The following is a 12,754-nucleotide window of genomic DNA, read 5'->3' on the forward strand; positions in this document are numbered from 1 at the left end:
TATGAACTGACCCGGTGAAGCACCGGGTCAGTCAGCAGGATTAACGGGCGTTCTGCTTGATGAAGTCGTGAATGCTGGTGTCCTGTGCCATGTCGGCAATGGTGTCAGTCAGCACGCTGTTAACCGCGTCAGCGATATTTTTGTTGGAGGCCTGGAATGCGCCTTCAACGGAATAACTCGCACGGTAGTTTTTGTTCATTTTGTTGCCGTTCTTCGCGGTAGCGATGATGGCGATATCGGCTTTAGTCGCAATGTTGTAGCGAACGTTACCCTGGGAGACGTCAGCGTACAGGTTGTTCACGATGATTTGCAGATCAACCGCGCCGCTTGGGCCAATCATGTAGCCGCGGGAGGTCATCTGTTTCTCCAGCACTTCCTGCAACAGGAAGCGCAGGTCGCGGGAGGCGGTCAGCGTGACCTGCTGGTTGTCGCGAGTCACTTTCGCCAGCGCCTGGTCCTGACGCTGATCGGCGCCATTAATGCTGACCGTAACGCCCATCAGGCTTGGATCCTGCTGAGGCAGGGTAATTTTTGGTGAAACGTCAATGGTCGTCGGCGGAGTCGCGCAGCCGGCGAGCATAAAGAGTGCTACCAACGGAAAGAAGAGTTTTTTTAACATTTTCGGGTTCTCAACGAATCGTAAGCAAAAAGAGAAAAATTGCCGCCATCATAACATCGCTAACGGCCAGGGGAAGTGGTCAACGCATGTAAATTCATCGCCTTGTCCGAAAACTGACCACCTTTCCGCTTTTCTCTGCCTGTAAGTGACAAAACGTATGAACCACATAGTGAACTTCATTCGTTTGGGTGAGAAAATCAGACGAAAGCTAAATATTTGTTGTCAAGGCGTAATGGAACCGGTAAAAGCGGCTAATATTTAAAGGGATGGGTGACATCTTAGCGTTGTCGGAGGAGTGATTTCATGATGATACGTGAACAGATAGAAGAAAAATTAAGGGCAGCGTTCAACCCTGTGTTTCTCGAAGTTGTCGACGAAAGCTATCGTCATAACGTGCCGGCAGGTTCTGAAAGCCACTTTAAAGTGGTTCTGGTCAGCGATCGCTTCACGGGAGAACGTTTCCTGAACCGACACCGCTTGATCTACAGCACCTTGACGGAAGAACTCTCCACAACCGTACATGCGCTGGCGCTGCATACCTACACCATTAAGGAATGGGAAGGGCTACAGGATACGGTATTCGCATCACCGCCTTGTCGGGGTGCAGGCACCATCGCCTGATAAATCGGATTTGCAACCGCCGGAGTTTTTCCAGTATGTTGCTTACAGATTTCGTCAAGACGGCCTTCGGGCCGTTTTGTTTTGTCTGAGTTTTGAGCGGATGGCGCGTTTTTAAGGCTAAAAATAGCCTTAAAGTGTGAAAAAAGCCGCAGCAACATGCTCCAACCGTTCTCGACTCACCTAAGTGATGCCGCTATAATGCCGCGTCTTATTGAATGTCTTCGGGATGATTCTGGCGACAGGGAATGTGAATCTGCACATAAGAGAGCATCCCGGTATAACAGACAGATTCAGAGTTGACCGAGCACTGTGATTTTTTTGAGGTAACAAGATGCAAGTTTCAGTTGAAACCACTCAAGGCCTTGGCCGCCGTGTAACGATTACTATCGCTGCTGACAGCATCGAAACTGCTGTGAAAAGCGAGCTGGTCAACGTAGCAAAAAAAGTACGTATTGACGGCTTCCGCAAGGGCAAAGTACCAATGAATGTTGTTGCTCAGCGTTATGGCGCTTCCGTGCGTCAGGATGTGCTGGGTGAACTGATGAGCCGCAACTTTATCGACGCGATCATCAAAGAAAAAATCAATCCAGCCGGTGCGCCGAACTACGTTCCAGGCGAATACAAGCAGGGCGAAGACTTCACCTACTCCGTAGAGTTCGAAGTGTACCCGGAAGTTGAGCTGAAAGGTCTGGAATCTATCGAAGTTGAAAAACCGATCGTTTCCGTGACCGACGAAGACGTTGACGGCATGCTGGATACCCTGCGTAAGCAGCAGGCGAACTGGAAAGAGAAAGAAGGCGCTGTTGACGCAGAAGACCGCGTAACCATCGACTTCACCGGTTCTGTAGACGGCGAAGAGTTCGAAGGCGGTAAAGCGTCTGATTTCGTACTGGCGATGGGCCAGGGTCGTATGATCCCAGGCTTCGAAGACGGTATCAAAGGCCACAAAGCGGGCGAAGAGTTCACCATCGACGTGACCTTCCCTGAAGAATACCACGCTGAAAACCTGAAAGGTAAAGCAGCGAAGTTCGTTATCAACCTGAAGAAAGTGGAAGAGCGCGAACTGCCAGAACTGACTGAAGAATTCATCAAGCGTTTCGGCGTGGAAGACGGTTCTGTTGCGGGCCTGCGTACCGAAGTGCGTAAAAACATGGAGCGCGAGCTGAACGGCGCTGTACGTAACCGCGTGAAGTCTCAGGCGATTGAAGGTCTGGTGAAAGCGAACGACATCGACGTTCCTGCTGCCCTGATCGACAGCGAAATCGACGTTCTGCGCCGTCAGGCTGCACAGCGCTTCGGTGGCAACCAGCAGCAAGCGATGGAACTGCCACGCGAGCTGTTCGAAGAGCAAGCGAAACGTCGCGTTGTTGTTGGCCTGCTGCTGGGCGAAGTGATTCGTACCCACGAGCTGAAAGCTGACGAAGAGCGTGTGAAAGGCCTGATCGAAGAGATGGCTTCTGCATACGAAGATCCATCAGAAGTGATCGAGTTCTACGGTAAGAACAAAGAGCTGATGGACAACATGCGCAACGTCGCGCTGGAAGAGCAGGCTGTAGAAGCGGTACTGGCGAAAGCGAAAGTCACCGAAAAAGAGACCTCTTTCACCGAACTGATGAACCAGCAGGCGTAATTTCGCCCCAACGGTTTAAAGTTTGAACAAAAAACCCGTTGCCCTCCGGCGACGGGTTTTTTTTATCACAGCTTTAGTCCTGGAAGGGTGCTAAAACGCCCTTTCAGTGTTAGCGTTACAACAAAACGTTGTTATGCTTGAAATAGGGCATGGCGACCCCCATTAGTATGTAATCACGATGATTGAGACTGGCTGATAATCCGTCCATAAGGTTACAATCAGTACAGCAGGTGTTTTCAATTTTGAACCAGGAGACGGAAATGTCATACAGTGGCGAACGAGATAACTTTGCACCCCATATGGCGCTGGTGCCAATGGTTATTGAACAGACCTCACGCGGTGAGCGTTCTTTCGATATCTATTCCCGTCTGCTCAAGGAACGCGTTATCTTTCTGACCGGCCAGGTGGAAGACCATATGGCTAACCTGATCGTGGCGCAGATGCTGTTCCTGGAAGCGGAAAACCCGGAAAAAGACATTTACCTGTATATCAACTCGCCGGGCGGTGTGATTACGGCGGGCATGTCTATTTATGACACCATGCAATTCATCAAGCCGGATGTCAGCACCATCTGTATGGGGCAGGCGGCGTCCATGGGGGCTTTCCTGTTAACCGCAGGGGCGAAAGGTAAGCGTTTCTGCCTGCCTAACTCCCGCGTGATGATTCACCAGCCGCTGGGTGGTTACCAGGGCCAGGCGACGGATATTGAAATCCACGCCCGAGAAATTCTGAAAGTAAAAGCGCGCATGAATGAACTTATGGCGCAGCATACGGGTCAACCTCTCGAGCAGATCGAGCGCGATACCGAGCGCGATCGCTTCCTCTCTGCGCCAGAGGCAGTTGAGTACGGCTTAGTCGACTCCATTTTGACCCATCGTAATTGATGCCCGCGACGCGAGTGTGCCGCTATACTAATGTAGGGCGGCACGTTGCCTGTAAGCAGCTTGCGTCTGAGAATGGCATTTGCGTCGTCATGTGCGGCACATAGAACTTAAAAAGAGGTTTGGACTCATGACAGATAAACGCAAAGATGGTTCGGGCAAACTGCTGTACTGCTCTTTTTGCGGCAAAAGCCAGCATGAAGTGCGTAAACTGATTGCCGGGCCGTCCGTGTATATCTGCGACGAATGCGTCGATTTATGTAACGACATCATTCGCGAAGAGATTAAAGAAGTCGCGCCGCACCGTGAGCGCAGCGCGTTACCAACGCCACACGAGATTCGCCACCACCTGGACGACTATGTTATTGGTCAGGAGCAGGCGAAAAAAGTGCTGGCGGTGGCGGTATACAACCACTACAAACGTCTGCGTAACGGCGATACCAGCAATGGCGTAGAACTGGGCAAAAGTAACATTTTGCTGATCGGGCCTACCGGTTCCGGTAAAACCCTGCTGGCAGAAACGCTGGCGCGCCTGCTGGATGTTCCGTTCACTATGGCGGATGCCACCACCCTGACCGAAGCCGGTTATGTGGGTGAAGACGTTGAAAATATTATCCAGAAGCTGCTCCAGAAGTGCGATTACGACGTACAGAAAGCCCAGCGCGGGATCGTCTATATCGATGAGATCGACAAAATCTCTCGTAAATCAGACAACCCGTCCATCACCCGTGACGTCTCGGGCGAGGGCGTGCAGCAGGCGCTCCTGAAGCTGATTGAAGGTACGGTTGCGGCTGTTCCACCGCAGGGTGGGCGTAAACATCCGCAGCAGGAATTCTTGCAGGTTGATACCTCTAAGATCCTGTTTATCTGTGGTGGTGCGTTTGCAGGCCTGGATAAAGTGATCTCTCACCGTGTGGAAACCGGCTCCGGCATTGGTTTTGGCGCAACGGTGAAAGCCACGTCTGAAAAACCAAACGAAGGCCAGCTGCTGGCGCAGGTTGAGCCGGAAGATCTGATCAAATTCGGTTTGATTCCGGAATTTATCGGCCGTCTGCCGGTTGTGGCGACCCTGAACGAACTGAGCGAAGACGCGTTGATTCAGATCCTGAAAGAGCCGAAAAACGCGCTGACCAAGCAGTATCAGGCGCTGTTTAATCTGGAAGGCGTTGAGCTGGAATTCCGTGACGAAGCGTTGGACGCGATTGCCAAGAAAGCGATGGCGCGTAAAACCGGTGCCCGTGGCCTGCGTTCTATCGTGGAAGCAGCATTGCTCGACACGATGTACGATCTTCCTTCTATGGAAGACGTCGAAAAAGTCGTGATCGACGAGTCCGTCATTGGTGGCCAGACCAAGCCGTTACTGATTTACGGTAAACCGGAAGCGCAGCAGGCATCTGGCGAATAATTCACCATTTCATACAATCAGTTAATCAAAAAGGGGGGATTTTATCTCCCCTTTACTTTTTCCGTATTCATGGCGTTGAATGTATGGGAAACATCCCCATATACTGGATTACATGTTAATGGTTGTGTGAAGCACAGTTACATGACCAGTTTACCTGGCGGACACTAAACTAAGAGAGAGCTCTATGAATCCTGAGCGTTCTGAACGCATTGAAATCCCCGTATTGCCGTTGCGCGATGTGGTGGTTTATCCGCACATGGTCATACCCTTATTTGTAGGGCGGGAAAAATCTATCCGTTGCCTCGAAGCCGCCATGGATCATGATAAAAAAATCATGTTGGTCGCGCAGAAAGAAGCATCAACGGATGAGCCGGGTGTAAACGATCTTTTCACCGTCGGGACCGTGGCCTCTATTTTGCAGATGCTGAAGCTGCCAGACGGCACCGTGAAGGTGCTGGTGGAAGGCTTACAGCGTGCGCGTATTACCACTCTGTCAGACGATGGCGAGCACTTCTCTGCGAAGGCAGAGTACCTTGATTCACCGGAACTTGATGAGCGCGAGCAGGAAGTGCTGGTACGCACCGCGATCAGCCAGTTCGAAGGCTACATCAAGCTGAATAAGAAAATCCCACCTGAAGTGCTGACGTCGCTGAACAGCATCGACGATCCTGCACGTCTGGCGGATACCATCGCTGCGCATATGCCGCTGAAGCTGGCTGACAAACAGTCCGTGCTGGAAATGTCCGACGTTAACGAACGTCTGGAATACCTGATGGCGATGATGGAGTCTGAGATCGATCTGCTCCAGGTTGAGAAGCGCATTCGCAACCGCGTCAAAAAGCAGATGGAAAAATCTCAGCGTGAGTACTATCTGAACGAGCAAATGAAAGCCATTCAGAAAGAGCTCGGCGAGATGGACGATGCGCCGGATGAAAACGAAGCGCTGAAGCGTAAGATCGACGCGGCGAAGATGCCGAAAGAGGCGAAAGAGAAAGCCGAAGCTGAGTTGCAGAAGCTGAAAATGATGTCTCCGATGTCGGCGGAAGCGACCGTTGTACGCGGCTACATTGAGTGGATGGTGCAGGTTCCGTGGAATGCCCGCAGCAAGGTCAAAAAAGACCTGCGTCAGGCCCAGGAGATCCTGGATACCGACCACTACGGCCTGGAACGTGTGAAAGACCGCATTCTTGAGTACCTCGCGGTACAGAGCCGTGTGAACAAAATCAAAGGCCCAATCCTGTGCCTGGTAGGGCCTCCAGGGGTGGGTAAAACCTCTCTGGGCCAGTCCATCGCCAAAGCGACAGGGCGTAAGTACATCCGTATGGCGCTGGGCGGCGTGCGTGATGAAGCGGAAATCCGCGGTCACCGCCGTACCTACATCGGTTCCATGCCGGGCAAGCTTATCCAGAAAATGGCGAAAGTGGGCGTCAAAAACCCGCTGTTCCTGCTCGATGAGATCGACAAAATGTCTTCGGACATGCGTGGCGATCCGGCGTCGGCGTTACTGGAAGTGCTTGATCCAGAGCAGAACGTGGCGTTTAGCGATCACTACCTGGAAGTGGATTACGACCTGAGCGATGTGATGTTTGTGGCGACGTCGAACTCCATGAACATTCCGGCGCCGCTGCTGGACCGTATGGAAGTGATCCGTCTGTCAGGTTATACCGAAGACGAGAAGCTGAACATTGCCAAACAGCACCTGCTGCCGAAGCAGATTGAGCGTAACGCGCTGAAAGCCAACGAGCTGACCGTTGAGGACAGCGCCATTGTCGGCATTATTCGTTACTACACCCGTGAAGCGGGTGTGCGTAGCCTCGAACGTGAGATCTCTAAGCTGTGCCGTAAGGCGGTGAAACAGCTGCTGCTGGATAAGAGCCTGAAGCACATCGTGATTAACGGCGACAATCTGCATGCGTACCTGGGCGTTCAACGCTTCGACTACGGTCGCGCAGACAACGAAAACCGTGTTGGTCAGGTGACCGGTCTGGCATGGACGGAAGTGGGCGGCGATCTGCTGACCATCGAAACCGCCTGTGTTCCGGGCAAAGGCAAGCTGACCTACACCGGTTCGCTGGGTGAAGTGATGCAGGAGTCCATCCAGGCGGCGCTGACCGTGGTGCGCGCGCGTGCGGAAAAACTGGGTATCAACCCGGATTTCTACGAAAAACGCGACATTCACGTTCACGTTCCGGAAGGGGCGACGCCGAAAGATGGCCCAAGCGCGGGTATTGCCATGTGTACTGCGCTGGTTTCCTGCCTGACAGGTAATCCGGTTCGTGCTGATGTGGCCATGACCGGTGAAATTACGCTGCGTGGTCAGGTACTGCCTATCGGCGGGTTAAAAGAAAAACTGCTGGCGGCACACCGCGGTGGGATCAAAACCGTATTGATCCCTTACGAGAATAAACGCGATCTGGAAGAGATTCCGGACAACGTTATTGCCGATTTGCAGATCCATCCGGTGAAACGCATTGAGGAAGTTCTGACTCTCGCACTGCAAAATGAACCGTCCGGAATGCAGGTTGTAACCGCAAAATAGTGACCTCGCGCAAAGAGCGCCAATAAAAACAAGGCTGGTAAGTCATTTCGTACTTGCCAGCCTTTTTTTGTATAGCTAATTTAGATTGCTGATTGGGTTAGCCATCAACAACGGGTGTTGTAAGGTCATAGCAGGACTGATATAACTGCTGCGCGGTCGCGCTGTGAAGGATTCAGGTGCGATATAAATTATAAAGAGAGGAAGAGAACAGTGAATAAATCTCAACTGATTGACAAAATTGCTGCGGGTGCTGATATTTCTAAAGCGGCAGCTGGACGTGCTTTAGATGCTTTAATTGCTTCTGTTACTGAATCTCTGCAAGCTGGGGACGACGTTGCACTGGTAGGCTTCGGTACTTTTGCGGTTAAAGAGCGTGCAGCCCGTACTGGCCGCAACCCTCAGACCGGCAAAGAGATCACCATTGCTGCCGCTAAAGTGCCGGGTTTCCGTGCAGGTAAAGCGCTGAAAGACGCAGTAAACTGATTGCTTTCCCGCTCCAGGGAAGCTGAAAAGTACAAGGGCGCATCGTTTGATGTGCCTTTTTTGTTTGTCCAGACCTGATTTGTGCGAGTTTATGCGAGTTGTGGGCTGACAATTGCCCTGTTTTCTTGTCACAATACGCCTTTACGCGCGACGGTCAGGATTTTCCGTCAGCGTCAGGTAACCAGTCACCTACAGCGGAGTGTTGTTACACCATGATGGACAGCTTACGCACGGCTGCTAACAGTCTCGTGCTCAAGATTATTTTCGGTATCATTATCGTGTCGTTCATATTGACCGGTGTGAGTAGTTACCTCATCGGCGGTGGCGCGAACTACGCCGCAAAAGTGAATGGCCAGGAAATTAGCCGTGGGCAGTTCGAGAACGCTTTTGCTGGTGAACGTAACCGCATGCAGCAACAGCTGGGCGACCAATACTCTGAACTTGCAGCCAACGAAGGCTATATGAAAAACCTGCGTCAGCAGACGCTAAACCGCCTTATTGACGAGGCGCTGCTGGATCAGTACGCGAAAAGCCTGGGTCTGGGCATCAGCGATGAGCAGGTTAAAAAAGCCATCTTCTCGACGCAGGCTTTCCAGTCTAATGGGAAGTTCGACAACGCGCGTTACAACAGCATTGTTAACCAGATGGGTATGACGGCTGACCAGTACGCTCAGGCACTGCGTAACCAGTTGACCACGCAACAGCTAATCAACGCGGTGGTGGGCACCGATTTCATGCTGAAAGGCGAAACTGAAGAGCTGGCGGCACTGGTGGCGCAGCAACGCGTGGTGCGTGAAGCGACGATTGATGTCAACGCACTGGCAGCGAAACAGCAGGTTAGCGACGCTGAAGTTAATGCTTACTACGAGCAAAACAAGAACAACTTCATCTCTCCGGAACAGTTCCGCGTAAGCTATATCAAGCTGGATGCAGCTGCGATGCAGGAAAATGCGACTGACGCCGAGATCCAGTCTTATTACGACCAGCATCAGGATCAGTTCACTCAGCCGCAGCGTAACCGTTACAGCGTGATCCAGACCAAAACGGAAGCAGAAGCGAAAGCCGTGCTGGACGAGCTGAACAAAGGCGCTGATTTCGCCACCTTAGCGAAAGCAAAATCTACCGACATTATTTCTGCCAAAAACGGCGGTGATATGGGCTGGCTGGAAGAGTCAACTACCCCGGATGAGCTGAAAAATGCAGGCCTGAAAGAGAAAGGCCAACTGTCTGGTGTAATCAAATCCTCCGTCGGCTTCCTGGTGGCGCGTCTGGACGATGTTGTGGCGGCGAAAACCAAGCCGCTGACTGACGTTCGTGATGATATCGCTGCGAAAGTGAAGCAGGAGAAAGCGCTGGATGCCTTCTATGCTCTGCAACAGAAAGTGAGCGATGCCGCAAGCAACGACAACGAATCACTGGCGGGCGCTGAGCAGGCTGCTGGCGTGAAAGCGGTTGAGACGGGCTGGTTCAGCCACGAAAACCTGCCGGAAGAACTGAACTTCAAACCGGTTTCAGATGCCATTTTCAATGGTGGTCTGGTCGGTGAGAATGGTACGCCGGGCAGCAACTCAGATATCATTACCGTTGACGGTGATCGTGCGTTCGTACTGCGCGTCAGCGAGCACAAAGCCGAGGCAGTGAAGCCCCTGGCGGAAGTGAAAGATCAGGTGGTGGCGCTGGTGAAACACAACAAAGCGGCACAGCAGGCAAAACTGGATGCAGAGAAAATTCTGGCCGACCTGAAAGCCGGTAAGAACGATGCGCTGAAAGCGGCTGGCCTGAGCTTTGGCGAAGCAAAAACGCTGAGCCGTACCGGTCAGGATCCTGTCAGCCAGGCGGCGTTTGGTCTGAGCCTGCCGGCGAAAGACAAACCTGTCTTTGGCACCACGACCGATATGCAGGGTAACGTGGTGGTTCTGGCGCTGGATGAAGTGAAAGCCGGCACGCTGCCAGACGCGCAGAAGAAGGCCATGGTTCAGGGAATTACCCAGAACAATGCCCAGATTGCTTTCGAAGCGTTGATGAGCAACCTGCGTAAAGAAGCCAAAATCAAGCTGGGTGATGTGGTCACTCAGGAGCAATAATTACGTGTCTGCTCGCAGATTTTCGTAACGTTCTGCAAAAACTAAAGGCCGCTTTCGCGGCCTTTTCCATTTCTGCAATCTGCTGTTTGTCCCTGTTTTCCCGTGCGGCTATCGTGGCATGGCTGTCAACAAACAAGGAGAAAACAGCATGAAATGTGGAATCAAAGCACTGTTAATTACACTGGCTATTGCCACTTCCGGGATGAGTGCGGGCGCGCTGGCGGCGTCACCCTCGTCTAAAGCCCAGGCTGCACAAACTCAGGCCGATGCAACGTCACAAGGTCAGGTTAAAGCCAACGCGACGGCCAGCACGAAAGCCATTGAGGACGAGGGTACGCGGGTCAGTATTAATACTGCCTCTGCGGACGATCTTGCCCGCGTAATGAATGGCGTGGGCCTCAAAAAAGCGCAGGCCATCGTCAGCTATCGTGAAGAGTATGGTCCTTTCAAAACCCTTGACGATCTCAAGCAGGTGCCGGGTATGGGCAGCGCGCTGGTTGAGCGCAATCTCGCACACCTGACGCTGTAATCACGTAATCACTTGCACTGCGGCAAAAATTTGCCAGGATAAAGAGGTCATACCAGTTATGACCTCTGAACCTATAACAACGAAAGGCTATTGCGCTATGCAGACACAAATCAAAGTCCGTGGTTATCACCTCGATGTTTACCAGCACGTCAATAACGCCCGCTACCTTGAATTTCTTGAAGAGGCGCGCTGGGACGGCCTGGAGAACAGCGAAAGCTTCCTGTGGCTAACCGCACACAACATCGCGTTTGTGGTCGTCAATATCAACATTAACTACCGCCGCCCGGCTGTGCTGGGGGATGTGCTCACCGTGACCAGTGAGGTTCAACAACTGAATGGCAAAAGTGGTGTATTGAGCCAGGTCGTTACGCTGGAGCCAGAAGGGCAGATTGTGGCCGATGCGCTGATCACCTTTGTCTGTATCGATCTCAAAACCCAGAAAGCGTTGCCGCTGGAAGGGGAGTTGCGCGAAAAGCTGGAGCTGATGATCGCGTAAATTTTTGTCTTTTATAAAAGACAAGAAGGGTTTTCAGGGATAAAATCATGAACAGGGACTACGTTGTTAAACGTTACCGAACCCGCGACGGAAAAATACCGTTTGAGGATTGGGTAGCAAAGTTGAGACGAAAGGATCCGGAGCTGGCGTTTCGGATCCTTCTGCGAATCGACCGCGCTGAGAAGGGGAATTTTGGCGATTACCGTTATCTCAGAGAGGGTGTCTGGGAGTTGAAGGTTGATAGTGGTCCCGGTTATCGAGTCTATTTTGCGGTCCAGCATCGGGAAATCTTATTGTTGCTGATCGGCGGTGACAAAAAGAGCCAGAAAGCGGATGTGATGCTGGCAATAGATTACTGGAAAGATCATCAAAAGGATAAACTCCATGAGCAAAAGTGAGCGAAAATTCTCAAGTACCGTCAGCCATGATGAAGCTGTAGTCAAAATGCTGCGCGAAAATCCTTCTTACGCGCAACTCTATCTGCAAATTGCACTGGATGAAATTTACGAGGACCAGGGGATCCCAGCCTATTTGATTGCCCTCAGACGCGTTATCGAAGCGCGCGGCGGTATTGGAGAGATTTCAGCCAAAGCGGGGCTTTCACGTCAGCAGCTATACCGTACCCTGTCCGAAAATGGTAACCCAACGCTGACTACACTGATGAAAATTACCCGTGCTGCCGGTGTAAAACTGTTCGACAGCACGGTCAGGTAGCCCTTATTTCAGCCCGGTCTTTTTCTGCATTGCGGCCATAACGCCCGCTTTATCCGCAAAATAATGATTCAGACCGTTCGCGCGCAGGTTACAGGCGGCACACTGCCCACAGCCGTCCCCTTTAATGCCGTTGTAGCAGGTCAGGGTCTCGTTGCGAACGACATCCAGCTTGCCCCAGTAGTCGGCCAGCGCCCAGGTTTCAGCCTTATCCAGCCACATCAGCGGCGTTTCGAAGCGGGTCTCTTTTGCCATTCCCAGATCGACGGCGTGATTGAGTGCTTTCACGAATTCATCCCGGCAGTCCGGGTAGCCAGAGAAGTCGGTTTCGCACACGCCCGTGATCACCGCTTCGGCCTTCACCTGATAAGCGTATATTGCCGTCAGGGTCAGGAAGAGAATGTTGCGGCCCGGTACGAAGGTGTTCGGAATGCCGCTGGCATCCGGTTCGTAATCAGGCACCGGAATGCTGTCGCGGGTGAGGCTGCTGACGGCCAGTTCATTTAACAGCGTCACGTCCAGCACTTTATGAGCGCGGGCGCCCAGTTTGAGAGCCAGTTCACGAGCGACATCGATTTCAGCGCGATGACGCTGACCATAATCAAAAGTGACGCAGTGCACTTCATCATACTGGTGAAGCGCCTGAATCAGGCAGGTGGTGGAATCTTGTCCTCCGCTGAACACGACGACGGCACGTTTCATAGATCATCTCGACAGTTACAGTAAAAGCGTCATGTTAACGCCTGGCTAAAGCGG

Annotated in this window: 13 protein-coding genes; 11 read left to right on the forward strand and 2 right to left on the reverse strand. The window is 52.2% G+C overall.

The window, feature by feature from the left end; genetic code table 11:
- Positions 1-40: 40 nt before the first annotated feature.
- Positions 41-619 carry a lipoprotein gene (locus SK47_RS04485; RefSeq protein ID WP_003859052.1) on the reverse strand — a complete coding sequence of 193 codons (579 nt, stop codon included), beginning with the start codon at positions 617-619 and terminating at the stop codon, positions 41-43.
- Between the two features lie 303 nt (positions 620-922).
- Here SK47_RS04485 and bolA point away from each other — a divergent pair, with 303 nt between their 5' ends.
- The 11 genes from bolA (at position 923) to SK47_RS04540 (ending at position 12,001) form a co-directional block, all read left to right on the forward strand.
- Positions 923-1,240 (forward strand): transcriptional regulator BolA, encoded by a 318-nt coding sequence (bolA, locus tag SK47_RS04490; RefSeq protein WP_003859051.1) that lies wholly within the window; start codon positions 923-925, stop codon positions 1,238-1,240.
- A gap of 331 nt (positions 1,241-1,571) precedes the next feature.
- Positions 1,572-2,870 carry a trigger factor gene (gene tig, locus SK47_RS04495; RefSeq protein ID WP_015571277.1) on the forward strand — a complete coding sequence of 433 codons (1,299 nt, stop codon included), beginning with the start codon at positions 1,572-1,574 and terminating at the stop codon, positions 2,868-2,870.
- A 260-nt stretch (positions 2,871-3,130) separates the two neighbouring features.
- Entirely contained in the window at positions 3,131-3,754 is a 624-nt protein-coding gene (gene clpP / locus SK47_RS04500) for an ATP-dependent Clp endopeptidase proteolytic subunit ClpP (protein ID WP_006809880.1), read from the forward strand.
- A 127-nt stretch (positions 3,755-3,881) separates the two neighbouring features.
- Complete coding sequence (gene clpX, locus SK47_RS04505; RefSeq protein WP_006809879.1) at positions 3,882-5,156, forward strand: ATP-dependent protease ATP-binding subunit ClpX; 1,275 nt, start codon at positions 3,882-3,884, stop codon at positions 5,154-5,156.
- Between the two features lie 184 nt (positions 5,157-5,340).
- On the forward strand, positions 5,341-7,695 hold the full coding sequence (gene lon / locus SK47_RS04510) for an endopeptidase La (protein ID WP_006809878.1): 2,355 nt from the start codon (positions 5,341-5,343) through the stop codon (positions 7,693-7,695).
- Positions 7,696-7,905: 210 nt separating this feature from the next.
- Positions 7,906-8,178: a nucleoid-associated protein HU-beta gene (gene hupB / locus SK47_RS04515; RefSeq protein WP_002444653.1), complete on the forward strand. Its 273-nt coding sequence runs from the start codon at positions 7,906-7,908 to the stop codon at positions 8,176-8,178.
- 212 nt (positions 8,179-8,390) lie between these two features.
- Positions 8,391-10,262 carry a peptidylprolyl isomerase gene (gene ppiD / locus SK47_RS04520; protein ID WP_032657391.1) on the forward strand — a complete coding sequence of 624 codons (1,872 nt, stop codon included), beginning with the start codon at positions 8,391-8,393 and terminating at the stop codon, positions 10,260-10,262.
- A 148-nt stretch (positions 10,263-10,410) separates the two neighbouring features.
- A complete protein-coding gene (locus tag SK47_RS04525; RefSeq protein WP_003859045.1) occupies positions 10,411-10,791 on the forward strand; it encodes a helix-hairpin-helix domain-containing protein in 381 nt (126 codons plus the stop codon).
- 97 nt (positions 10,792-10,888) lie between these two features.
- Positions 10,889-11,287, forward strand: coding sequence for a YbgC/FadM family acyl-CoA thioesterase (locus SK47_RS04530; protein ID WP_003859042.1), 399 nt, complete (start codon positions 10,889-10,891; stop codon positions 11,285-11,287).
- Between the two features lie 47 nt (positions 11,288-11,334).
- Positions 11,335-11,685: a type II toxin-antitoxin system RelE/ParE family toxin gene (locus SK47_RS04535; protein ID WP_023324235.1), complete on the forward strand. Its 351-nt coding sequence runs from the start codon at positions 11,335-11,337 to the stop codon at positions 11,683-11,685.
- Positions 11,672-12,001, forward strand: a complete 330-nt coding sequence (locus SK47_RS04540; RefSeq protein ID WP_022650480.1) for a helix-turn-helix domain-containing transcriptional regulator — start codon at positions 11,672-11,674, stop codon at positions 11,999-12,001. The genes SK47_RS04535 and SK47_RS04540 overlap by 14 nt, the downstream gene beginning before the upstream one ends.
- Before the next feature lie 3 nt (positions 12,002-12,004).
- On the opposite strand, the gene queC is transcribed toward SK47_RS04540, so the two are convergent.
- The gene (gene queC, locus SK47_RS04545) at positions 12,005-12,700 is read right to left on the reverse strand and encodes a 7-cyano-7-deazaguanine synthase QueC (RefSeq protein WP_015571271.1); all 696 of its coding nucleotides are present in this window, start codon (positions 12,698-12,700) and stop codon (positions 12,005-12,007) included.
- Between the last annotated feature and the right edge of the window lie 54 nt (positions 12,701-12,754).

The organism is Enterobacter sp. BWH52 (genome assembly GCF_001037565.1).
Classification (GTDB): Bacteria; Pseudomonadota; Gammaproteobacteria; order Enterobacterales; family Enterobacteriaceae; genus Enterobacter; species Enterobacter hormaechei_C.